Here is a 22,476-nt window from a genome sequence, read left to right as displayed (position 1 = left end):
TGAGGTTTACCATGACTGAACAATCCCCATTTTTGGTTCAAGTGAATCAAGCGTTTAATGTCCCGGCTCCTGATGCTTTCGTTCTGGAAGGATTTAGTGCCGACACTACCCATCCAAACATTCCCGTTCGCAAGGACGAGTATGTTTTTAGAAAAGAAGACTTACGTGACGTATTGGCGTTCTTGTCTAACCCAGACGGTGACGGTTTGTATATTACAGGCCCCACGGGATGCGGTAAGACCTCGCTAATTTGCCAAGTAGCTTCTCGATTGAATTGGCCTGTTCAGCAAATTACTGCGCATGGTCGATTGGAGTTGTCCGATCTTATCGGTCACCACACGCTGGTTAATGGCAACATGACTTTTGTGTATGGACCGCTGGCACTGGCTGTCAAGCATGGCCATTTGCTGATCATTAATGAAATGGATCTTGCTGAGCCTGCTGAACTGGCTGGACTCAATGACATTTTGGAAGGTGCCCCGTTGGTCATCGCACAAAATGGCGGTGAGATCATCATGCCACATAACAAGTTTCGTTTTATCGCAACCGGCAACAGTGCGGGCAGCGGTGACCAGACGGGCTTGTATCAAGGTGTGCTTCAACAGAATTTGGCTTTTCTTGATCGCTTTAGAATCATCGAAGCGACCTATGCAGAGCCTTCTGTAGAGGAAGCCATTCTGGAGAACGTTGCGCCGGGCTTACCAGAGGTCTTTCGCCAAAAAATGGTGAAGGTGGCTGGTGACATTCGTCGTCTTTTTATTGGGGGCGCGGATGGCGGTGCAGAGCTTAGTATCACCATGTCCACTCGGACCTTGGTGCGCTGGGCAAAGTTAACACTTGCTTTTAAAGGCGCTCCTAACGCAGTGGAGTATGCACTGGTTCGGTCTTTGACGGCTCGTGCTGAGTTGGAGCAACGTGAAGCCATTCACCGTATTGCCGCTGATGTCTTCGGTGACCACTGGGAGGATTGATGATGGAAAAGTGCTTTGCTCTTTACCGTTACAGTCATTCTGATGGGACAGCCAAAGAATGGGCCATTTACGTTGGATCAGATACCCAGGAGATTGAAGTCCGGTTTGGAAAAGCTGGTCAATTGTCGCAGCAGCGATTGATTGACTCGACTGATCCTAACGCAGAAGCAGACCGAAGAATCAATGAGAAAATCAACAAGGGTTATCGATTTGTTGGACAAGTCGGCATTGATCATCAAGGGCGGCCATTTGAACTCTCAAATGCGCTTGATAGCGTCGCGTGCGCCAATAACGTCAGTTGGGAGTTTCGTACTCGCAAGGACGTCAATGGCCAAATCTCGCTGGCGCAAAAAGCGTTGTTCGATATGGCAAAGCTGCTTGAAGCCTATGGCTTGGCTGTTATTGATGATAACCAAGTCAGGATTGGAGCATGGTCATTAGGGTTTTGCAAAAGCGGATTACCTAGTACCAATCAAATCAGCATGGTGTCAGGTGAAGGCGCTGGCATTGTTAACACTGATGATGGCCCGTGGCCATTGTTGCTGTTACTGACCTTTAAGCGTCAATTACCACCACTGTGTTCACTCACAGTAGCGAGTCCTGAAGGGATAGAAGTATCCGACCAACTGAAGTTGGAAAAAGATGTATTGCGGTTGCTAGGCAGTGATTTAGAGCGGGTTCGCCCGATAGCTGAAGCACTGGACTTAATGCCTGTGAAAATCGATCTCAACCAATCGTCGCCTGATTCGCAAAATTACTATTTCTGATAGTGATGTTGCCATTAGCGCGTCAACTACTACCACCCAAACGGGGGCCATTGCTCCTGCTGGGAGTGGTGCGTCCCCATCTCGCATGAGGATGCACTATGAGTATTCAAACCCTCGACAAACTGTTGATTTGTCACATCGACTGTTCCATCTGGAGCGGTAGAAAAAAACTAAGGCCTGAAGATTTCAGACTAGCCAATGGCAGCCAACTTCCACCGAAGGATGTTGCCAGCTTAGGGAGTAAAAAAATTTGCGACCCTGAGGCATTGGCGAACTTTGAAAGGCTTAAGAAAGAAGCGCAGCGTTTGTGTGAGCAAGTCGGTGTGCGGTTCTTAGGTGGCTATGCCGTCCCTGAAGACCGAATTGATCAGATTGTTCCAGAGCTTGACCGGATCGGTCAGGAGTTTGCGCAGTGCAAGCAGTTGTTCTTGGACAACTATGATCAGGTGACGTTTGACTGGGTTGCAAAACACCCGGAATTTGCAGATGCAATCCGGCGTGCGCTGTCACCCATCGAAGACGTGGAACAACGGCTTCAGTTCGATTATGCCATCTATCGAATGCAACCGGCTGACCAAGCTGGTGGCTTAGATGACAAGGTCAATGGTATGGGACACACCCTCTTTAGGGAGGTGGCTCGTGATGCCAATGAACTGTTTGAGCGTTCCGTTGCAGGCAAGAATCAAATCAGTCAGCGAGCCCTTAATCCGCTCAAGCGATTAAGAGACAAGTTGGATGGTTTGTCCTTCCTGGATCATCGAGTTCAGCCGATGGTTGAAGCGATGGACAATTTATTTGTTCGTCTGCCGAAGACCGGCCCTGTGACAGACAATCTCTATCACGAACTGATGGCGACCATTTTAATTTTGTCTGATCCAGACAAGATGAGAATGCACGGTGAAGGTCAATTGGATATCAGACAACTGATGCCCAAACCTGAACCTAAACCCGCACAGCCAGTATCTGCTCAGGAAGATAACTTACGTGCAATACCACAACCAACCGTCAGACCAAACCTTGGTTCGACTGTACCAAACTCATTTTATTTCTAACGTCCTTGAGGGCATGTTGCCCCGAAGGGCGCATGTCCTCTGAACTATGTAAGAGGAAATTATGCAATCAACCATCCATAACCCCAGCCAACTGAACCAGTTTGAACCACATTTTCGTGGTGTGACTGATGCGGTTGAAAGTGAATCGATACCAGAAGTGGCGTGTTGTCGAACGTTAGTACAACGGTCGTACTCAACACATAGTGTCGTGATCCCCAAGAACCCTGTTTTGATCGCAGATGCGGACGCACAAGGAGTTTGGGTAACGGCCATGGTATTTGTTCCAAACATGGCATTGCAGCAAACCGCTTATGAGCGGGCCTGGCTGCAATATCAACACGAGGTGTCTACTCAGTTACAAGACCAGTACGGTCTGACATTGGATGACATCCTGAGTTTAGACCAGCTTAAAACGTCATTTGAGCAGCACGAGAGTCCAGCTCAATTGGTGGCTTGGTTAGGTCAAAAATACGACCTGGATAAGCTAAAAGCACAGGTTTAAACACTTACATTCCCAGCGGGGAAACGCTCCCGCTGAGGGAGTATTCCCCCTAATGATTAGGAGACTCCCATGAATCATCCATTAAAAAACGCACTGCCAATCGTTGCCGCCGCTTATGGCGAAAAGTTTGGTGTGAAGGTGCTTATTCAAGGACAAGATGCGTTTACCGATGGTGAGCGGATTGTGATCCCAACAGCAAACCCAGACGATCCACACTATCAACAGATAGCTTGGGGTTATCTGGCTCATGAAGCGGCGCATATTCGGCATACTAATTTTGACATGGTGAAGAAGGCGTCGTCTAAGCCGATCCGTAAGGCACTTCTCAATATTATTGAGGATGTGCGCATTGAAAACGAATTGGCAAAGGATTACCCCGGAACCCGGCGCAGTATTTCGCAAGTGATTGAGTACATGGTGGACACACAGCAAATGTGTGTACCTGAACAGCCTGAGCCTGCATCTAACTTGCAAGCCTGGTTGTTGTTTCGCTTGAGATGCCATTTTCTGGGCCAGAAAGCGCTGACGCCATTGTACCAAGCGGTTGATGAAAGAGTGAGACAACTCTTTCCTGCCGCAGCGATGAGCCGGTTAAGCGCCATGCTGACAGCAGTGCCTAGCCTGGCATCTACAGGTGAAGTGCTGAAACTTGTCGATGCCATCGTTGCCATGTTGGAAGAAGAATCTCGTCCACCACAGGATGAGTCGGATGCTGATAGCGGTAATGACATTGGACAAGATGCGAGTAATGACAGCAATAACAGTAGTGACAGTCAAACCCCAGAAGCAGCATCGTCTGCAATGGGGGATGCCGCTGAAACGGGGGATTCAGATAACTCTGATCAAGCTGACAATTTGCGACAAGCCTTAGAGGCCAGTGCCGCTCAGTTTGAACCCGATACCTTTGCCCAAGTGGCAGAAGTGTTGTCGGAACAAGCTGAAGGACATCAGGGCGTCACACCACTCAGTTTGCCCCAAGCAGAGCAAGCTATGTTGGGTGATGAGGCTATCTTGACCTTATCGGCGTCTGAGTCGGCTCAAATCCGAGCCCGACTTAGGGGCATGGTTCAGTCCAGTCAGGACAATCGGAATCATGCCAAACGGCAAGGTCTTCGAGTTGCAACCCATCGTCTTGCCGCTTCACAAGCAGGTGAGTCGAGATTGTTTATTCAAAGGCAACCTCGCATTGCGCCCAATGCTGCTGTGCACTTGCTTGTCGATATATCGGGCTCAATGGGTAAGCCCATTGGCGAGGGTAATCGAAAGTACTTTCATGTTGCCAATGAAGCCGCATTGGCTTTAGCCATGGCACTGGAAGGCATACCGGGTGTTGTACCTGCGGTCAGTTATTTTCCTGGTATTCATCAGGAAGTTTCTATCGCGTTATTGCCCAAGCAATCGGTTCGACATCGGGCCGCCTGTTTTGACCAAAAACCACGAGGTTGTACGCCTATGGCACAAGCAATGTGGTTTGCGGCAAACAGTTTGTTAGCACAAAAACAGAAGCGAAAGCTAATGATAGTGCTAACGGATGGTGACCCAGATGATTGGGCTGCCACGCATGACATTGTTGACCGGTGCAGACGAAGTGGCTTTGAGCTGCTGGGAATAGGGATTCAAACACGCAGTGTTGAGAAATTCTTTCCACAAAGCATCGTGATTAACGACATCAAAGATCTAAAGCGTGAGTTATTCGAAGTAACACAACAACTGTTAATTCAGTAACCACATCCATTTTACCACCCTGCGGGGACGATTCCGTCCCCGTCTGGGCATGGGTTCGTCTCCGCTTTTTTTGGGAGACTCCTATGAAAAACAAAAAGTTCTTAGCTGGCGAAGAAGCCGGTACTTATATCGTTCCTGAGCAAGTGACTGAAGCGGATATCTTAGATATGGCGCTCAAGCTTGCCCGTGGTCGATTGAGTAAAGGTCGAAAAATTGAACAGCCATCGTCGGCGTTCTCATACCTGCAAACACTGATGCACGAGTATGAGCACGAAGTCTTTGGCGTGCTGTTTCTTGATACAAAGCATCGCGTTATTCGATTTGAAGAGCTATTCAAAGGCACTTTAGATGCGGCGAGCGTGTATCCAAGGGAAGTAACAAAACGAGCGCTAGAACTTAATGCGGCAGCAGTGATACTGGTTCATAACCATCCATCGGGTGATCCTGAACCCAGTGAAGCTGATAAACGCATCACTCATCGACTCCGTGACGCCTTGTCACTTGTTGATATTCGAACGCTTGACCATGTCGTGGTCGCATCCGAGGGCTGCGTTTCGCTTGCCGAACGCGGTTATCTTTAATGAATGGGCGCATTGCCCATTCTCCTTCATCACAAAAGCAGTCCCATCAACACACGTCATCACAGCTCGAATTTCTATTTGAGTTTGATGATGCCCCAGTCACTTGGTCTGACACGGAAATCTGGCAGTTACGCGAAGGCATTCTATTGGATGCGATCCGTGTGTTGCTGGACGGTCGTGTCAGTACTCGGTTGCGCAAGGATGTGTTGTCGTGGATTCAAAATGACGAATTAGCGCCATTTTGCTTTCGTGTTTGCGCAATGGCTGCGGTTGTCGATCCTGATGTGCTTCGTGATTCCATCATGTGGCTATTAAGACGACATGGTATCCAGCTTGACTAACGTTCCTGTATTAACCGAACGGCTAATGCAGGACCCAAGCTGACTTTTACCACCTGTGGTAGGAGTCGGCTTTTTACTTAAGGAGGTTATATGGCGATACCTTTACAAATTGACACAGTAAGGCCATATCTTAATGGCCAATGGCTTCAGGTATTGGCGGCATTGGTGCCAGAACTTGATGCCGCTATTGCTCGAAAAGGCCGTCATGTGGCTTGCCCTGTTCATGGCGGTCGTGATGGTTTTAGGCTATTCAAAGATGCTGAATATACCGGAGGTGGCGTTTGTAACACCTGCGGTATCTTTCATGATGGTTTTGAACTGTTGTCTTGGATTAATGGATGGAACTTTGCTCAGTCTATTGAAGCAATCGGTCAAGTTCTAGGTATTCAACCCGGACAAGTACCAACTCGGGTAATACCGAGTAACGCTGTTGACTGGAAGACTAAAAAGCAGGAAGAGGACAAAGCGATTATCCATCGTTTGAATCAAACGTGGGGAGAAACGTTATCTCTTGCAGATACTCGTGCGCAACCTGTTTGGTACTACTTGCATCGTCGCGGCATTGTGACGCGGCTTCGTCCTGAATGGGATTCGGTGCTGAGGTTTCATCCAAGCTTGCCTTACCATGATGAAGATGGTCTGTTTATCGATAGCTACCCAGCGCTGCTAGGTAAAATCGTTACTCAGCAAGGGCGTTCGGCCACGTTTCATCGGATCTACCTAAGTGAAGATGGATTCAAAGCGCCGGTTGAAAAGCCTAAAAAGATGATGCCGATACCAAGTGACAGAACAATCACTGGTGGTGCCATTCCGATAGGTGAGCCTGGTGAAGTACTAGGTGTTTCTGAAGGTATAGAAACGGCCCTAGCGGTAACCAGAGCAACGGGGCAAACATGTTGGTCGGTTGTGAATGCAACGCTACTGGCTAGGTTTGAACCACCAAGTAATGTGAAAATGCTGTACATCTGGGCAGATCACGATCTCTCTGAGACCGGCCTGAATGCAGCGAATGAACTCAAGAAAAAAGCCTGGAAAAAAGGCATTCTGACACAAGTCCTGATCCCTCCGATACCAACGTCACTCGGCGTGAAAAGTTGGGATTGGAATGATGTGCTGAATGTTTACGGTGCCATGGGCTTTCCGAAAGTTCATATCTGATCCAAGGGGCTTCGGCCCCTTTTTTTGCGCCTTGCATATTTAAAAAAACATGGAGAATGAAAAATAGATAACCAATAGGAGAAACAAACATGATGGTATTAACCCTGTTAACAAAGCAGACTGATGGTGAGTTTACGGTTTACTGGAAGACCGGCCTTCGAAGAGGTGGTGAGCTAAAGGTCGATTTAGGTGAGCAATACGACAAGCTACCTGAGCAGCAAAAGCCAATTGCAGCTGAGCTTTATGCTATTCATCACCTACTGTCAGTGAAAGAGGTGATGGGGAGTAACCGAAGCGGTAATGGGCTTCAAATCCGGGTCAGTAAAGGAGCTATCAAAAAGTTACAGAAACAACGCTCAACTCAGCATTCACTTTACAGCCTGACTAGGTTTTTGCTCACTCGATACCAGGAAGCACAGATATCGGTAGAGAAACGGGAAGATTGGCTCTCATATTCCTTCGAAGAATACAGCGTCGATAATGCTACCGTGAGAGAAATCGATGAGGTCATCAACGTTCCGAACATTGGGCCTGTCGTGGTGACTCGTCATGCACTGGAAAGGTTTGTGGAACGGCTTTCAGGCGGTGTACCTAAGCATCCTTGGAAGGCTTTGTGCGCTAAATTGTGTAGCACAGAATTGGCAAAATCTTTATTGCCAGAATGTATAGCTTCAAAGAAAGCAAAAAAATATTTCGTACAGGCAGAGTTTTGGTGTCATGGGAGCTCTGGTATGCACTTTGTGATGGTGCCATCAGCCAAAGCACTTACGTTAGTAACAGTGTTTAATAGATAGTCAGAAACACACACGATTCCTTCATCTATCTGGCCAATCGCTCTTACGGGGATCTTTAGCATGTTAGCTCTGTGAAATTTCTGGAGCTGACAATGAGAACGCCTTTGTTACCTTGGTTCATCCTATGGGTGACCATCCCAATCATTATTTTCTTTCTATTCATCTTGCCCGCCTATGCTAGTGATGGGCAATTCTATCAGCGTGGTCAGGAAGGTTGGTTTTGGTATCAGGTCATTCCCGAGCCAGCCGAGTCTGAAGACCTAATGAAGCCGAAATCTGGTGTTGTGGAGCCCACTAAGGACGGGCTAAAGCCTTTCAGTGCTGCCTGGTTTCGTGAGCACATGCAGTCGTTCATGGACAAGGCAATTGATGAGCCGACGAATGAGAACGTCAGAGCCTATCTGTATCTCCAGCGCGTCATGATGGATAAGGGCTCACAGTTTGCTGATGTTAGTCAGCAGGTGGTCATGGGCGATCCTGTTTTGGATGAAATCAGTCGCAGACCCTTGGCGACCTATGCTGCCAATCGGATGGATCGAGAAGCTGGCGCTCAACGTGATGTAGCTTTAGGTGAAGTAGCGAAGCGGGCTGGTTTGTTCTTTTTCTATCGTTCGGATTGCCCTTATTGCCATGCTCAAGCGCCTATCATCGAATCTATGGCCTTGAACTATGGGTTCGAGGTGTTTGCTATTGCTGTCGATGGCTTGCCTTTACCCGGTGGAGAGTTTCCCAATTACAAAGTCGATTCAGGACAAGCACAATCCTTGTCCGTTACGACTGTCCCTGCCGTGTTCTTAGTTGACCCGCCTAACGTTATTACTCCGATTGGACAAGGCGCAATGAGCCTTGATGAGCTCAATAATCGAATCATTCTCGCAGCCCATCAAGCCGGTTGGATTGACGATCAAACTTACTATGCCACCAGACCTGTTCAACCCGGCGTGTCACTCGCGATGTCAGCCCAAGAGCTTAACGAAAAGATATTACAGGACCCTGAGTTCCTTGTTCGCTATCTGCGTGCACAAGGAGGGTTATAACAATGAAAAAAGTAATCCGAGTATCGCTAATCGCCTGTGCGATTGGTTTTTCATCTATGAGCCAAGCAAGCTTGCAACAGGAGATGAACCAGTTGTTTGGTTCAATGACCAACACCACTGCGCCTGGTGTATTCGAGAGTCAGCGGCGTGGCGTTATATCTGGAGGAAGCGTTGTTGTTCGTAACAGGATCATGAACGAGAACCTCGTCTCTATGGTGCCACCGTCATTCCAAGCCGGTTGTGGCGGCATTGATATGTTCGCGGGAAGTTTGTCATTTGTTAACGCGGATCAGTTTGTTCAATTACTTCGCTCTGTTGCTGCAAACGCCAAGGGGTATGCATTCCAATTGGCGCTCAGTGCTATGTGTGAGAAATGCTCTCAGCACATGGAGACACTGCAAAAGAAAATCCAGCAGTTGAACGAGTATTTTGGTAATTCCTGTCAAATGGCTCAGGGAGTCGTGAACGATACCCTGGCTGCTTTTGGTAAAAAGGGGCAAACAGAAGCCAGCATGTTGAGCTCACTTAAAGGGGCTGGGGACATTTTTACCAGTTGGAGTGAGTCCAATGGTAAGAACCCATATGAGAACGCTTCGAGTGTCGCGGCATCTGATGTAAACAGAACGATTAAAGGTAATTTGGTTTGGCGAGCACTGAAACGTCATTCGGCATCAAGCTGGTTTGCATCGGGGGATGACCGTTTTCTTGAAGCAGTTATGTCGGTGACTGGTTCGATCATTGTTGGTGATCTAGCTAATGCCGCTGATGGCCAAGGTAAAGCCCCGAAACTGACCAGACTGAATGGCAATAAAGTGACTATTGAGCATCTAATTCACGGCGGTAACGTCGCTATGTACCGATGTGACACAGTGACACAAGACGGCTGTCTGAATCCGACAATCACTAACGTGACCCTGACGGGGTTATCAACCCAAGTAGAAAATTTACTTCTTGGTACAGGTTCCAGTAACGGCATTATTTTTAAGTTTGCTCGAAATACAGGAGCTGCTAGCACCACCGAAAAGGCTTTTATGACATCGGCTCCTGCGAGCATTGGCGGCATGATTCGAACACTTTCTGCATTAAATGAAGGGGCCGCTAGGTCGTTTGCTTCACGAACGGCACCATTTATTGCTGTTGAGATGGCGCGAGCATTGGTTGAAGACATGCTCAATGCAGCTAGAAGTACCTCCGGTGTGGAAGATCATGCCTATGCGAAGTTATTAACGGAAGACCTTGAACGTGCACGTCGCCAAATCAATGAGGAGTACGCTGCGTTGCAGCGAAGATACGGCTCAGAGCAAGAATTGCTGGCGCATTTTAACCAGGTGATTCAGACCATTCGCAAACAGCGTTATTACACCGTTAAATCTACGGCACTGGGGGAATAGGTCATGTGGGAGATCTATTCCATCGGGGATTCGGCATTTTTAGAGCAGGTCTTGAACGCTGTCGCGATGATTACTGGTACAGGCGACTTTACTTCAATGGTTCGCATTGGCTTGCTCATTGGGGTATTGATGGTCTCTGTTCAGGCCTTAATGCAAGGCGGTCGTGGCATTAACTTTCAACACGTTTTAGTCTCATGGTTAGTCTTTGCAACCATGTTTGGACCCAGTACCCGAGTGAGCATTGAGGATGCGTACACGGGACAAGTTCGAGTGGTTGATAATGTGCCCATCGGTGTTGCTGCCGCAGGCAGTACGATTTCAACTGTCGGCTTTCAAATCACGCGATTGTTTGAAACGGCGTTCTCAACTCCCGCCATGACGGAATACGGCTTTGCATCCAGTTTACAGTCACTGATTAAAGTGAGAAAACAGGTGATGGATCGCTCGGGGTTGGGTGATGCAAATCGTGTCGGTGGCTCAGATATCGAGCAATCGTGGTTTAACTACATCAAAGAATGCACCTTGATTGGCATCGACATCGGCCAAAAGAACCTCGATCAGGTGCTGAGTGATCCTAACCCGATGACTGCGATTAGGTTTGATTCGCGCATTTATGGCACGCGCATCATGCTCAGTGGTAGCAGTAGAGATCTGGACTGCACTGATGCCTACAGCCAACTGAAACTCATGACAGAATCAACCTTCATTCCAAGGCTTAAACAGGTTCTGTCAGCCTCATTGGGGACTTCGTCAGCCACGGACACTGATGACGTGATCCGAAATGCACTGAATAACCTTGGTTTGGCTTCGGTTAACACCCAAGAGTACATGACCGCGTCGGTGCTTTTGCCTATTTATGAGCAAAGCGTGACGGGCAAGTATATGGATGATCAAGCTTTCACTGCCGCCGTTATGGTTAATCAAGCGATTGAACAGCGCAATACACAATGGGCGGCGGAGCAGACTCTTTTCCAAAGTATCGTTCGTCCGATGATGACGTTTTTTGAGGGTTTCATTTACGCCATCACCCCTTTGATGGCCTTTGTGATAGCCCTTGGCCAAATCGGGATGCGAATGGCTGGGAAGTACTTGTTAATCCTGCTTTGGATTCAACTTTGGATGCCTGTCATGGCTATCATTAACCTGTATATTCATTTAACCGTTGCCGGGAAAATGTCGGCTCTTGATGCCTTTGCAGGTACAGAAGTGCCATCTTTTGCTGGGATGATGCAGATGGATTCAGTGCTGCAAACCTGGATAGCTACTGGCGGCATGTTGGCGTCGAGTGTTCCGGCAATTTCGCTCATGCTCGTGTATGGCTCAGCAATAACTGCAACCCACTTGGCTGGACGTCTTCAAAACGGTGATGCCATTGATGAAAAGATGGCAAGTCCAGATGTCGCGAAAAATGCCCCGGTAATGCAATCACAGTCAATGTTCCAGAATTCAGCCCTTACGGGTTCTGCTATGACCGGAGCGTCAAACCTACTAAGCAGTTTCTCTGTAGGAAACGCAGTGGGTTCAATGGTCGGCTCTGCAAAAGAATCCATGACTCAGGCAACCCAAGCCTTTAGTCGTCAGGTTGGGAATACTATGAGTCGAACTTTTGGTGAAAAGCTAAGTTACGACAACCTGTCTTCGGTTGGACGTCAGATCGGCTCATCTAACTCCGCATCTAGCGCCGTTGTTAATCAGGTTACTGATGACCTGCAAACTCGGTATGGTTTTGGAGACGATAAAAAAGATGCTGTACGTGGCTTGGTATCTGGCGTGTTATCGGGAGGCTTAAGGGTCGGTGGCGATGGAACCATTACAAATACCGATGATAAAGAAGTAGCAGATAAAGGGTTCTTGGGAAGATTACTTGGTACAGGGGGGAATGACTCCCCACAGGGCAACTTGCCAGGAGTCGATAAGCCAGACGCATCTCGTGTACCAAAAATATCACGGTTACGAGCAGGCTTGGATTTAGGTGGTAACTTTAGTGGCCAAGTTGAGTCATCAGAAGGCAGTTCTCGATCTACGACCGCAAATACGCTCACTGGGGAGATGCAAAGCTTGGCATCAAGTGATTCACGACGTGCTGAGTATCGCGATGCAATGGTTAAGGACCTTTCAGATTCAAGACGTTCTGGCGTTGAGATGTCCTTGTCTAACCAAGACTATCAGTCTCTTCAGAGTTCAGCACAAGACGTTGTCACGGCATCAAACCGCTTTAGTGAGCTTGATCAGGCCAGCTACAGTCTATCAGGACAAAGAAATACTGATGGTGCGACGTTAACCCGATTAGCGGCGGATAATCCTGAAGTCATGGATTATTTAGGTCGCTATATGAACCAGCATGTTGAAGCCGGTAACCGATTACGTGAAAACCTTCCAATGTATCAGCGTTTGTTACCTGATGATAATCAGGCGTATGTGGCCGCAGCTATGGAGTCTTTAACCTATAGCAATTCTTCAACGCCCGCTGAACGGGACAATGATTATCAAGCAGCAATGACTGTTATGGCCATGGCTACCGGAGCCGATTTACGATCTATTCAACCGCGCTCTAATGAAGGCTTGTCATCAACAGCACCTACTTTTGGAGGCACTCAAAGCCAAGTGGAATCGGGTGTTCTGGGAGGCTATGAGGATGCTGCAACAGTTCAAACGCAGTTCAACTCAGCTCAATCAGCTTACCAAGCCAATCTGTCCAGTGTAGATGGACAACTAAATGCGCATCAACAACAAGCCCAACAGGCCGTAGTTTCTGACACAAGTACCTATCAATCTGGACTAAACAGTGAAGCTGGGTCTCAGTGGCGAGCACGCATTATGGCTGATGATAGCGGAGTTTCTGGTGCTGAAATGTTCTTCAACAGCGCCAGTGCTATTGGTGATTTCAGTGGCAAGCATACTGATGCAGCACTGCATACCTTGAATCACTTTGGCGAAGACTATGAGAGTTACAAAGAACAAGCGCTTGAAGATCCTGGCTCACGAGGTTTCTTGCACAATGCAACGGTGGCCAGTAAATCAACCTGGGATGGCTTAAAAGCAGCCGTTGACGCCGGAACCTCTTTGGAAAACCCATTGACGGCGTTTAATGATGCATACAGTGGATCGAGTTTGCAGTATGCCTCCGAAGTAAACTGGGGTACTAAGTCTGAAGCCATGTTGGCTGGGGCATTCGGTGCGGCAGTTAACAATCGATATGGTGAGTTCTTAGAACAGTATGCCGATGATTTTAAACAGGAGGCATACAGCGAAGGGCAGAGAATGGGATTGACCCCGATTCAAAGTCAAGTGTTCGCTCAAGCTTTCAATGAAGGTTTGGCGGGGCGCGTATTCAACTCTGAAGACTCATCGAGTTGGTCGCCTGAAATGCTTGGCCTAAGGGAGCAAATGCTAAATGAGTATCGTCAAAAGGATGAGAGTGGCGCTTACATCCCTTACAGTGTGTCCGAAGAAGATAAAGCATTTGTGGATAAGCAGATTGCAGTGATCTCAAATGCATCCCTTGCTGGAGATTATGCTCAGAACAACTTGATCGATATTAGAGCCTATAATCAGGCTTCAGGAAGGAACTAAAAACAGAAGGTAGCCAGCTTGTGATGGGCTGGCTATTTTTTTGGCCTTTTGGGGAGGATTGATGAGCGACCGTCTGCAAATTCGTTTACCCAGTACCAATATTTTTTTTCGCTCAGGCTTAGTTCTCGACCGGTATCTTTCAGTTGTCTTTGAAATAAATGGATTAGTCCGCTTAAGCCTAAGAAAGCTAAACCGACACATAAAATTGCCCAACTCGCTTGCCAATATGCGATTGCTAAAAACATAGTGGTGATGGTTATAAGGCCGATAGGACTAGCAGTTGCTTTGAATCCCAAGTAGCTGAAAAAAACGATGGTGCAAATCAGAAATGGCAAAGCCGCTAACTTGGCAGATGCCGTTAATATTTCTGATGGAAAGAAATGAGCCGCAGCCAAAGTCGCCAGAAAAAGCCCCAGTGATATAAACCAGCAGCGTGCTGGTAAAGATTTAAGTAATTTTATCATCTTAGTACTCTCAAAGTGCACGGGCGGTGCACAATCAAATCATGCATCAGCATTTTAGTTCTCAAAAAGTGCTCTAGTGGTTTGCTCGGCCATAATCTCGCACACAGGACATTTAAGCTGAATGCGCTGTTGAGATACCGTCAAATACAGACTGCCGCATCGACACCGGTGTAAGGATGCTAGCTGTGATCTTAAATCACGAGCTAGAACCCAACCTTCATTGATGGTCAGTTTTTTCCAGGGGATCTCAGCTGGAAGATCTGCTTCTTTTCTTGCAACCAAATACGCATCGTAAGCCTTCATCAAAGCATCGATATTTAATTGCTTGTAGACATTATCACCACCAATATTGACATAAAGCGCCATAAGCAGGGAGCCTTCAACTAATGCTCTTCTGCTTTTGACGATGGCATCAGATTCTGGCAATTGACCAGGACAAGGTGACTTGCCAGTCACTTCTTTGTGGAGCCTTCTGATAATGTGGATTGGCAAACCTGTATCGAGCGCGATAATGGTTGTTCGAAATCCGTATTTAATAAGCAGCGAGGCTCGGGTAAACAGCTCACTTTTGGACAGGTTATCAATCATGCATCCCCCTTGTTGTTTAGGGTTGATAATAAATAAGCGATTCTTGGGATACCTGTGCCTTTGCTCTTCACCATCTCAATCAGTTGGCTTTGGTTACCCCTTGGTTGAAACAGCATGAATGATGAGGTCGCCACTCGTTGCAGGTCGTCAACACCAGCATTAATCAGAGCATCAACCACATCGCGTGTAAGTCCAAAGCGCAAGACAGCCTCTTGCGGATCAATGCGCGCCAATTCCCGTGCTGCGTGCAGGTACGCCAAGTTTAATTGATAGAAGTCTTGTTGATTGGTTGTCATTGACGGACCTCCAGTTCATGTAAAATATTGCGATAAATAGAAAGCACTCTTTGCCCATACCAGCGTGCACGCTCTTCGTTCCAACTGTGATAGCGGCCTATGCCAAGCTCTAAATCGTTAGGTGAAGACTTGATTGCTTCGGCCAAAATACTGGAGCCGACGGTAAGGTTGGTGATGGGGTCTAGCAGTTCCGCCGCTGAGCTCACCCGATGCCCATGCCAATGCAAATTGATTTGCATTAGGCCAATATCGAGCTGGTATTTTTCACTCTCTTGCAGTGCTTGGTTTAACAGTTGCTCCGCTTCTGTCTTAGATTTGGCGTAGGTTGCATTTGAACCATTGCGAATTGCGTATGGCCATGGACTGGTCATGTTAAGACCTCGATGTGAGGCCGACTCAGCCAAGGCAACGGCGTAGAGCATGACTGGATCAATACCAACACTTTGTGCTGCTTTTTCCCACTGATAGCCCGGAAACGCATAGACTGAAGTGCTTGCGGACATGGCTATCACTAGGGCAATGGTTTTTGCTTTAATCGTTTTCATTTTTGTCCTCTAATTGATTTCCGAGAAGCGCCTGAATGGCTTTCGGGCTTATTCTTTTTAATGGCACTGCGCTAAAGTCGGCGATGCCTCTCGTATAAACTTGTGCCGCTTTTGACCAGTCGCCTACGGCAACAGGCGCTTGCATATCAAATCCTTTTTGCTGGTTCTGATGGTCTGCAATACCCTGTAATAGCCTTGGGTATTCACCCACTTCGTCCCGTAGCAAGTAAGCCTGGTAGCGTGTTAAAAACTCTTTTTGCTTAAAGGGGTATTCCCTGTCATCAACCTTGCAGAGTTCAACCCATCCACCCATATCTGAAATCACGCGGTGGATAAGCGCATCGTCAAACATCACGGATGTCCAAGCGCCAACCTGACGAACAGCCTTGTCAACTTTGTTCCAAGCAATCATGGCTCTTGAACCTGAGTTGCCATCGATATGCTTGATGACGTCAGCGGGCTTTGGAAAAAATTGCCCAGTATCCGGTGATTGAATATGCCGAGTCAGACCGATTCGCACTTCTTCAATGCTATAAGCACGAAGGGCTTCAAATGCGATGGATAGCAATTGTGGTGATACGCTTTTGCCATACATGGCCCAAGCAGCTCCCCAAACTTCAGCAAACTCGCGTTTATCAACCTCCTGCACTTGAACGAACCTCCCGAATACCTGGTCCGGCCCAGCTTTCAGCAATGCGGCGATTGCTTTCTTCAATATTCAATTGGTGATTGCTGCCCTTTAGGCTCGTCGATGATTGCTGTACTTCATCAATGCGAACGTACTCGTCTTCCCATTGCCGGTTTAAAAGCCAGTTATGTGGCATAGGGGTCTTAGTCCGATCTTGATACTGTAATCGGTTGTCTCGTTGCTCTTTCCAGCGTGTTAGCACTTCCAAGGCGAGTTCATGGTCTTCATTGAGGCCCATGCGTAGCCATTCTTCTTTGGCTTTCGCTTTTTTTTCTTTGCGTATTTGTACATCCCAGAAGTCTTCAAACTGTATCTGGTCAACAGTTTTAACTGTTGGTTTATTGCTTCTCTCAGAGTCATCCGACCGTTGAGAGTCCCTTACCGGGTTGCCATCAGGCATAAACAATGATGAAAATTCTTCTGGTAGCCGAGCTTGAAAAGCGGCAAGAGATTTCAAAAGCGATGCCATACCAATGAAGTCGGCAGGTACATCTTTAAGCAACCGAAAGGCTGCCTTACCTTGGTTTGGGTTTTCGATTGGGTTGTGCTTCAGAAAGCTTCGAATCAAAGTCCAACCAGATGCCTCGCAACGAATGAGGAACTGATCTTGTTCTAACTCACTTAACGTCTTGGCAACCTGTTGCTCATCCCAGTTCAAGTCAGAAGCAACGTAACCAATCGGCAGTCGAAAGCAGCCAAGCAAATTACAATGCGGGCATGTAAGCAAATACAGTCCTAGCAACTTCGCTGAGTCACTCCAGGACAAAACATTTTGCTTTAGCCAAAAGCGGGTATAGACCTTGCCATAATCACGCATGGAGGAACTCGCTTTTGTGTTTACGTAAAATGCTGACCATTATTTGCCCTTAATCCTACTGGTTACTGGCTTTCAGCTCGCTTGGGCATTCGGGATAGATGTCCGGTCTTAACTGGGATCGGGTTACCTGTCCTCGCGTAGCTTGTTCGATGGGTAAAACGAATTCAGCGGGAACACGCCCTGATTTATTCAACCAAAACCAGACGTTTTGCTGTTTTGAGTTGATGGCTCGTGCTAATGCTGATTGCCCGCCGACCAAGTCAATGGCACGGCGGAGATGTTTTTGTGTTGTGTTGAACACTTCCATACCGTCTCCTGTTACAATAATAACTGTTACAAGATTGGATGTTACAGTTTAAACTGTAGATTAGTCAACAGTTAAAATTGTTGAAAGGCTACAGTTTTATTTGTAGAATACGGGCTTATGAAAACTTTATCCGAACGACTAAACCATGCCTTGCAGCTTACTGGGGTGACTCAGTCTGAGTTGGCTCGCCGCATTGGTATCAAACAGCAGTCGATCAGCCAGATTTGCTCTGGTAAATCGGCTAGGTCTCGTTACACCATGCAGATCGCGGAGGCGCTTCGCGTGAATGCTCATTGGCTCGCCACAGGTGATGGCGAGATTGGCTTGGGGGTCGGTAATGTAGAAGTCGGGCCTGATATTAAGGGAAGAATTCCTCTCATTAACTGGGTTCAGGCCGGTGATTGGACTAAAATAGCGGAAGGATTTGCCCATGAAGATGCTGAGGAGTGGCGGGAAGTCACTGGGAAAGCACATGAGGGTTGTTTCGCACTTCGCGTAAAAGGCGACAGTATGGAAAATCCAAGCGGAAAAAAATCCATACCTGAGGGGGCAGTGATCGTTGTTGATCCTGAGTTACCTTACTCTTCAGGTTCATTGGTTGTTGCGCGTTTGGATGATTCGAAAGAAGCAACCTTTAAGCAGTTAGTTATTGATGGTGAACAGAAGTACCTAAAACCTTTGAACCCGCAATACCCTGCAATACCGATCAACGGCAACTGCACCATCATCGGTGTAGTACGACAAGCTATCATCGATTTCTGGTAGCGAAGGAATTTGTGGTTTAGCCACAGTTGTTCATGAGCTGAAGAAGCAACGATTGCAAACAGCTACAACTGAGCATTGGCGCACGCTGAGAGTAAATGGTAACCGATTAGATAACCATTGATTGTTTATAAAGTCAAGATCAGCGAAAATAGCGGCCAATTACGATTAACACGACGGATTTGACAAGCGAAGAACTGAAAAGAGAGTACTTCCAAAAGTGTGTACAAATCCGTGTACAAACTAAAAGAATTTATACATGGCAAACCAAGATTTTCTTAATGAAATCAATAAGCGAAGGACCTTTGCTATCATCTCGCATCCGGATGCGGGTAAAACCACTATCACAGAAAAAGTATTGTTATTCGGACAAGCAATTCAAAAAGCCGGAACAGTAAAAGGGCGTGGCTCTAATCAGCATGCTAAGTCTGATTGGATGGAAATGGAAAAAGAGCGTGGTATTTCTGTGACTACCTCAGTAATGCAATTTCCATATAACAATGCGTTAGTTAATTTACTTGATACCCCAGGACACGAAGACTTCTCTGAAGATACTTACCGTACATTAACCGCGGTAGATTCGTGTTTAATGGTGATAGATGCCGCCAAAGGTGTAGAAGAACGTACCCGTAAGCTAATGGAAGTAACACGCCTGCGTACCACGCCTATTGTTACCTTTATGAATAAATGTGACCGTGATATTCGCGACCCAATGGAACTACTTGACGAAGTAGAAACAGAGCTAAATATTGCCTGTGCACCTGTTACTTGGCCAATTGGCTGTGGTAAAGAGTTTAAAGGTGTTTACCATATCCATAACGAAGAGACCATTTTATATAAAACAGGTCAAGGTCACACTATTCAAGAAGTACGCAGCATTAAAGGGCTCGATAACCCTGAGCTTGACCAAGCCATTGGTGATGAACTTGCAGCGCAGTTACGTGATGAACTAGAGCTAGTTATTGGTGCATCACACGAATTTGATTTAGAGCTATTCTTAGCGGGTGAGTTATCGCCTGTGTATTTTGGTACCGCACTTGGTAACTTTGGTGTAGATCATGTTTTAGATGGGTTAACTCAGTGGGCGCCAACCCCATTACCACGTGAGACAGAAGACCGCCAAGTTGTAGCCACAGAAGAAAACTTCACTGGGTTTGTATTTAAAATTCAGGCCAACATGGATCCAAAACACCGTGACCGTATTGCCTTTATGCGTATTGTGTCGGGTAAATATAGCCAAGGCATGAAAATGAATCATGTGCGTATCGGTAAACAAGTCAGTATTTCTGATGCGGTAACCTTTATGGCGGGCGATCGTGAGCGTGCGGCTGATGCTTACGCTGGTGATATTATTGGTTTACATAACCACGGTACGATTCAAATTGGTGATACCTTTACCCAAGGCGAAAAAATTAAGTTTAGCGGTATTCCAAACTTCGCCCCTGAATTGTTCCGCCGTATTCGTCTGCGCGATCCATTAAAACAAAAACAGTTATTAAAAGGATTGGTACAGCTTTCAGAAGAGGGCGCAGTACAAGTATTCAGACCATTAATTAATAATGACTTAATTGTAGGTGCGGTAGGTGTGTTGCAGTTTGACGTGGTTGTAGCGCGTTTAAAAGCTGAATATAACGTTGATGCAATTTACGAAAGCGTTAATGTAAATACAGCCCGCTGGGTTAGCTGTGATGATGTTAAAAAGTTTGAAGAGTTTAAGCGTAAGTGCGAAAGCAACTTAGCACTCGATGGTGGCGATAATTTAACTTATATCGCACCGAGTCGTGTAAATCTTAACTTGTCGACTGAGCGTTACCCTGAAGTGACATTTAACCACACGCGTGAAAACTAACACTTAGCCACTAGAATTAACACAAAGCCTGCTTTGGCGGGCTTATAAAGGTAAATAATATAATGAATATTCGTACTATTTTAGTAGAAAAAGCCATTGCCGCTATGACCGCTGCAGGCCTGCCAGAAGATACTAACCCAGCGGTTACGCAAAGCACACGTCCACAGTTTGGTGATTACCAAATTAATGGCGCGATGGGCGCAGCTAAAAAAATGAAAAGTAATCCGCGTGAATTGGCGCAAAAAATTATTGATCAGTTAGATGTAAGCGACATTGCCGAAAAAACGGAAATTGCTGGCCCTGGTTTTATTAATATTCACTTAAAGCCAGAGTTTTTAGCACAAAGCGTACAAGCCGCTAATAACCACGCAAAACTTGCCGTAAATGAGCACGCCAAACCACAAAAAGTAGTGGTTGATTACTCATCGCCGAACCTTGCAAAAGAAATGCACGTAGGTCATTTACGCTCAACTATTATTGGTGATGCGGTAGTACGTGCGCTTGAATTTAGAGGCGATACCGTTGTTCGTCAAAATCACATGGGTGATTGGGGCACACAGTTTGGTATGTTGATTGCGCATTTAGAAGATCAAATTAATCAAGGTGTTGACTTAGATACTGTTGCGCTTGCTGACTTAGAAACTTTTTACCGCGATGCTAAAAAGCGTTTTGATGACGAAGAAGGTTTTGCCGATAAAGCACGTAACTACGTAGTTAAACTGCAAAGTGGCGACGCACACTGTGAAAAACTGTGGAAACTATTTATTGCCACTTCAGTGAAGCACTCTGAGGAAGTATATAAGCGTTTAAACGTAACCCTTACGCCTGCCGACATTATGGCTGAGAGTGCTTATAACAGTGAACTTAACGATATTATTAGCCTATTAAAAGATAAAAATATTGCAGTAGAGTCGCAAGGCGCACAGGTGGTATTTTTAGATGAGCTGGCAAATAAAGACGGTGAGCCTTCAGCTTTTATCGTACAAAAATCGGGTGGCGGCTTCTTATATGCAACCACAGATTTAGCCGCGTGTGATTACCGTTCAAACAAACTAGGCGCTGAGCGTATTTTGATATTTGTTGATGCGCGCCAGAGCCTTCACTTTAATCAAGTAGAGCTTACTGCGCGTAAAGCCGGTTTGTTACGTGATGAAACCAGTTACGAGTTTTGCCCATTTGGCACCATGATGGGTGCTGATGGCAAACCATTTAAAACCCGTACAGGCGGTACGGTAAAATTAGCTGATTTACTTGAAGAGTCAATTACTCGCGCAGCAGCTAAACTCGCTGAGCGTGAATCAGATTTATCTGACGAAGACCGTAGTGAAATTGCCCGTAAAGTGGGTATTGGCGCGGTTAAATACGCAGACCTTTCTAAGCATCGTACCAGCGATTACATCTTCAACTGGGACAGCATGTTAAGTTTTGAAGGCGCAACAGCCCCTTACTTACAATATGCGTATACGCGTGTTCGCAGTATTTTCCGTAAGTCAGGTGTTGATGCTGGAAGCTTAAAGGCTGATGTGAGCATTATTGAGCCGCAAGAGAAAACCCTCGCGCTTAAATTATTGCAGTTAGAAGAAGTCCTTGATCTGATGATCAATGAAGCCACACCGCACGTATTATGTGGTTACTTATACGAACTAGCTAGCCTATACATGACATTCTACGAAGCTTGCCCAGTACTTAAAGAGGGCGTAGAGCCAAGTGTTCGTGATAGCCGTTTAGTGTTGTGTAATTTAGTGGCAGATACGTTAAAAACGGGTTTAGATCTGTTAGGCATCGAAGTCATGGAGCAAATGTAATCTGCTGCGTGTAGTTCGCTTTGACTGCGTTGTCGTGCTTTTTGAGCCTAAGTCACATACAAAAACGTATGCTCCTTGGCATAAAAAAGCACTTCGCCTTGTCAGCACTTCTACACTTGCAGATGCGAAGCTTGGCACTAAATAGTTCACCCTAATCACATACAACTACGTATGCTCATAGGGATAAGTCGAGTGTCCGCCTTATCTTAGACTAAACTACTTAGGTGAACGTCTGCTGCGTGTAGTTCGCTTTAGCTGCGTTGGTAAAACTATTTAGCCTAAGTCACATACAAACCGTATGCTCCTATGCATAAATAGTTTTACCGCCTTGCTAGCACTCCTAGACTTACAGATAATTTTAGGTTTAGGTGTTAGATTTATATTGACACTGTTCGGTATGTTCACCAATTTTGTAGCTGATAGCTGATAGCTGATAGCTGATAGCTGATAGCTGATAGCTGAT

The 22,476-nt window shown here is 46.5% G+C and carries 22 protein-coding genes; 15 read left to right on the top strand and 7 right to left on the bottom strand.

The window, feature by feature from the left end; genetic code table 11:
- Positions 1–11 precede the first annotated feature (11 nt).
- The 12 genes from ACTRWE_RS11740 (at position 12) to ACTRWE_RS11685 (ending at position 13,892) form a co-directional block, all read left to right on the top strand.
- On the top strand, positions 12–971 hold the full coding sequence (locus ACTRWE_RS11740; RefSeq protein WP_007104990.1) for an AAA family ATPase: 960 nt from the start codon (positions 12–14) through the stop codon (positions 969–971).
- 2 nt (positions 972–973) lie between these two features.
- Positions 974–1,738: a hypothetical protein gene (locus ACTRWE_RS11735; protein ID WP_462880073.1), complete on the top strand. Its 765-nt coding sequence runs from the start codon at positions 974–976 to the stop codon at positions 1,736–1,738.
- A 98-nt stretch (positions 1,739–1,836) separates the two neighbouring features.
- Complete coding sequence (locus ACTRWE_RS11730; RefSeq protein ID WP_462880057.1) at positions 1,837–2,790, top strand: DUF3150 domain-containing protein; 954 nt, start codon at positions 1,837–1,839, stop codon at positions 2,788–2,790.
- A gap of 61 nt (positions 2,791–2,851) precedes the next feature.
- On the top strand, positions 2,852–3,292 hold the full coding sequence (locus ACTRWE_RS11725; RefSeq protein ID WP_462880056.1) for a hypothetical protein: 441 nt from the start codon (positions 2,852–2,854) through the stop codon (positions 3,290–3,292).
- 69 nt (positions 3,293–3,361) lie between these two features.
- A complete protein-coding gene (locus ACTRWE_RS11720; RefSeq protein WP_462880055.1) occupies positions 3,362–5,017 on the top strand; it encodes a VWA domain-containing protein in 1,656 nt (551 codons plus the stop codon).
- An 83-nt stretch (positions 5,018–5,100) separates the two neighbouring features.
- Complete coding sequence (gene radC, locus ACTRWE_RS11715; RefSeq protein WP_000791199.1) at positions 5,101–5,598, top strand: RadC family protein; 498 nt, start codon at positions 5,101–5,103, stop codon at positions 5,596–5,598.
- Positions 5,598–5,939, top strand: a complete 342-nt coding sequence (locus tag ACTRWE_RS11710) for a plasmid-related protein (RefSeq protein ID WP_462880054.1) — start codon at positions 5,598–5,600, stop codon at positions 5,937–5,939. The genes radC and ACTRWE_RS11710 overlap by 1 nt, the downstream gene beginning before the upstream one ends.
- A 90-nt stretch (positions 5,940–6,029) precedes the next feature.
- The gene (locus ACTRWE_RS11705) at positions 6,030–7,097 is read left to right on the top strand and encodes a DUF7146 domain-containing protein (RefSeq protein WP_462880053.1); all 1,068 of its coding nucleotides are present in this window, start codon (positions 6,030–6,032) and stop codon (positions 7,095–7,097) included.
- 89 nt (positions 7,098–7,186) lie between these two features.
- A complete protein-coding gene (locus ACTRWE_RS11700; RefSeq protein WP_462880052.1) occupies positions 7,187–7,891 on the top strand; it encodes a hypothetical protein in 705 nt (234 codons plus the stop codon).
- A gap of 92 nt (positions 7,892–7,983) precedes the next feature.
- Positions 7,984–8,928: a thioredoxin family protein gene (locus ACTRWE_RS11695; RefSeq protein ID WP_024023021.1), complete on the top strand. Its 945-nt coding sequence runs from the start codon at positions 7,984–7,986 to the stop codon at positions 8,926–8,928.
- Between the two features lie 2 nt (positions 8,929–8,930).
- Positions 8,931–10,319: a conjugal transfer protein TraH gene (locus ACTRWE_RS11690; RefSeq protein WP_024023020.1), complete on the top strand. Its 1,389-nt coding sequence runs from the start codon at positions 8,931–8,933 to the stop codon at positions 10,317–10,319.
- 3 nt (positions 10,320–10,322) lie between these two features.
- Positions 10,323–13,892, top strand: coding sequence for a conjugal transfer protein TraG N-terminal domain-containing protein (locus ACTRWE_RS11685; RefSeq protein ID WP_462880051.1), 3,570 nt, complete (start codon positions 10,323–10,325; stop codon positions 13,890–13,892).
- 32 nt (positions 13,893–13,924) lie between these two features.
- Here ACTRWE_RS11685 and eexR read toward each other — a convergent pair whose 3' ends face one another.
- The 7 genes from eexR to ACTRWE_RS11650 are packed head-to-tail and all read right to left on the bottom strand — an operon-like array spanning position 13,925 to position 17,597.
- Positions 13,925–14,356, bottom strand: a complete 432-nt coding sequence (gene eexR / locus ACTRWE_RS11680) for an entry exclusion protein EexR (RefSeq protein ID WP_462880050.1) — start codon at positions 14,354–14,356, stop codon at positions 13,925–13,927.
- Positions 14,357–14,410: 54 nt separating this feature from the next.
- Entirely contained in the window at positions 14,411–14,944 is a 534-nt protein-coding gene (locus ACTRWE_RS11675; protein WP_000566755.1) for a FlhC family transcriptional regulator, read from the bottom strand.
- Positions 14,941–15,240: a flagellar transcriptional regulator FlhD gene (locus ACTRWE_RS11670; RefSeq protein WP_000210563.1), complete on the bottom strand. Its 300-nt coding sequence runs from the start codon at positions 15,238–15,240 to the stop codon at positions 14,941–14,943. The genes ACTRWE_RS11675 and ACTRWE_RS11670 overlap by 4 nt, the downstream gene beginning before the upstream one ends.
- A complete protein-coding gene (locus ACTRWE_RS11665) occupies positions 15,237–15,785 on the bottom strand; it encodes a lytic transglycosylase domain-containing protein (protein WP_025610846.1) in 549 nt (182 codons plus the stop codon). The genes ACTRWE_RS11670 and ACTRWE_RS11665 overlap by 4 nt, the downstream gene beginning before the upstream one ends.
- Positions 15,772–16,434, bottom strand: a complete 663-nt coding sequence (locus ACTRWE_RS11660) for a DUF6475 domain-containing protein (RefSeq protein ID WP_055648505.1) — start codon at positions 16,432–16,434, stop codon at positions 15,772–15,774. The genes ACTRWE_RS11665 and ACTRWE_RS11660 overlap by 14 nt, the downstream gene beginning before the upstream one ends.
- Positions 16,421–17,290: a hypothetical protein gene (locus ACTRWE_RS11655; RefSeq protein WP_064663599.1), complete on the bottom strand. Its 870-nt coding sequence runs from the start codon at positions 17,288–17,290 to the stop codon at positions 16,421–16,423. Before ACTRWE_RS11655 ends, ACTRWE_RS11660 begins: the two co-directional genes overlap by 14 nt.
- 55 nt (positions 17,291–17,345) lie before the next feature.
- Positions 17,346–17,597 carry a helix-turn-helix domain-containing protein gene (locus ACTRWE_RS11650; RefSeq protein WP_032482345.1) on the bottom strand — a complete coding sequence of 84 codons (252 nt, stop codon included), beginning with the start codon at positions 17,595–17,597 and terminating at the stop codon, positions 17,346–17,348.
- A gap of 117 nt (positions 17,598–17,714) precedes the next feature.
- Here ACTRWE_RS11650 and ACTRWE_RS11645 point away from each other — a divergent pair, with 117 nt between their 5' ends.
- The 3 genes from ACTRWE_RS11645 (at position 17,715) to argS (ending at position 22,013) form a co-directional block, all read left to right on the top strand.
- Positions 17,715–18,362, top strand: a complete 648-nt coding sequence (locus tag ACTRWE_RS11645; RefSeq protein ID WP_462880047.1) for a LexA family protein — start codon at positions 17,715–17,717, stop codon at positions 18,360–18,362.
- A 256-nt stretch (positions 18,363–18,618) separates the two neighbouring features.
- Entirely contained in the window at positions 18,619–20,208 is a 1,590-nt protein-coding gene (gene prfC, locus ACTRWE_RS11640) for a peptide chain release factor 3 (protein WP_462880046.1), read from the top strand.
- A 62-nt stretch (positions 20,209–20,270) separates the two neighbouring features.
- Positions 20,271–22,013, top strand: coding sequence for an arginine--tRNA ligase (argS, locus tag ACTRWE_RS11635; protein WP_462880045.1), 1,743 nt, complete (start codon positions 20,271–20,273; stop codon positions 22,011–22,013).
- The last annotated feature ends 463 nt before the right edge of the window (positions 22,014–22,476 follow it).

It is taken from the genome of Pseudoalteromonas sp. G5_S1_54_S4 (genome assembly GCF_054968565.1).
The sequence above is the reverse complement of the archived record's forward strand: the minus strand, read 5'-3'. Positions and strand labels throughout refer to the sequence as shown.

Coding starts and splice junctions, on each gene's coding strand:
- ACTRWE_RS11740 (WP_007104990.1), top strand. CDS start 12: ATGACTGAACAATCCCCATTTTTGGTTCAAGTGAATCAAGCGTTTAAT.
- ACTRWE_RS11735 (WP_462880073.1), top strand. CDS start 974: ATGGAAAAGTGCTTTGCTCTTTACCGTTACAGTCATTCTGATGGGACA.
- ACTRWE_RS11730 (WP_462880057.1), top strand. CDS start 1,837: ATGAGTATTCAAACCCTCGACAAACTGTTGATTTGTCACATCGACTGT.
- ACTRWE_RS11725 (WP_462880056.1), top strand. CDS start 2,852: ATGCAATCAACCATCCATAACCCCAGCCAACTGAACCAGTTTGAACCA.
- ACTRWE_RS11720 (WP_462880055.1), top strand. CDS start 3,362: ATGAATCATCCATTAAAAAACGCACTGCCAATCGTTGCCGCCGCTTAT.
- radC (WP_000791199.1), top strand. CDS start 5,101: ATGAAAAACAAAAAGTTCTTAGCTGGCGAAGAAGCCGGTACTTATATC.
- ACTRWE_RS11710 (WP_462880054.1), top strand. CDS start 5,598: ATGAATGGGCGCATTGCCCATTCTCCTTCATCACAAAAGCAGTCCCAT.
- ACTRWE_RS11705 (WP_462880053.1), top strand. CDS start 6,030: ATGGCGATACCTTTACAAATTGACACAGTAAGGCCATATCTTAATGGC.
- ACTRWE_RS11700 (WP_462880052.1), top strand. CDS start 7,187: ATGATGGTATTAACCCTGTTAACAAAGCAGACTGATGGTGAGTTTACG.
- ACTRWE_RS11695 (WP_024023021.1), top strand. CDS start 7,984: ATGAGAACGCCTTTGTTACCTTGGTTCATCCTATGGGTGACCATCCCA.
- ACTRWE_RS11690 (WP_024023020.1), top strand. CDS start 8,931: ATGAAAAAAGTAATCCGAGTATCGCTAATCGCCTGTGCGATTGGTTTT.
- ACTRWE_RS11685 (WP_462880051.1), top strand. CDS start 10,323: ATGTGGGAGATCTATTCCATCGGGGATTCGGCATTTTTAGAGCAGGTC.
- eexR (WP_462880050.1), bottom strand. CDS start 14,356: ATGATAAAATTACTTAAATCTTTACCAGCACGCTGCTGGTTTATATCA.
- ACTRWE_RS11675 (WP_000566755.1), bottom strand. CDS start 14,944: ATGATTGATAACCTGTCCAAAAGTGAGCTGTTTACCCGAGCCTCGCTG.
- ACTRWE_RS11670 (WP_000210563.1), bottom strand. CDS start 15,240: ATGACAACCAATCAACAAGACTTCTATCAATTAAACTTGGCGTACCTG.
- ACTRWE_RS11665 (WP_025610846.1), bottom strand. CDS start 15,785: ATGAAAACGATTAAAGCAAAAACCATTGCCCTAGTGATAGCCATGTCC.
- ACTRWE_RS11655 (WP_064663599.1), bottom strand. CDS start 17,290: ATGCGTGATTATGGCAAGGTCTATACCCGCTTTTGGCTAAAGCAAAAT.
- ACTRWE_RS11650 (WP_032482345.1), bottom strand. CDS start 17,597: ATGGAAGTGTTCAACACAACACAAAAACATCTCCGCCGTGCCATTGAC.
- ACTRWE_RS11645 (WP_462880047.1), top strand. CDS start 17,715: ATGAAAACTTTATCCGAACGACTAAACCATGCCTTGCAGCTTACTGGG.
- prfC (WP_462880046.1), top strand. CDS start 18,619: ATGGCAAACCAAGATTTTCTTAATGAAATCAATAAGCGAAGGACCTTT.
- argS (WP_462880045.1), top strand. CDS start 20,271: ATGAATATTCGTACTATTTTAGTAGAAAAAGCCATTGCCGCTATGACC.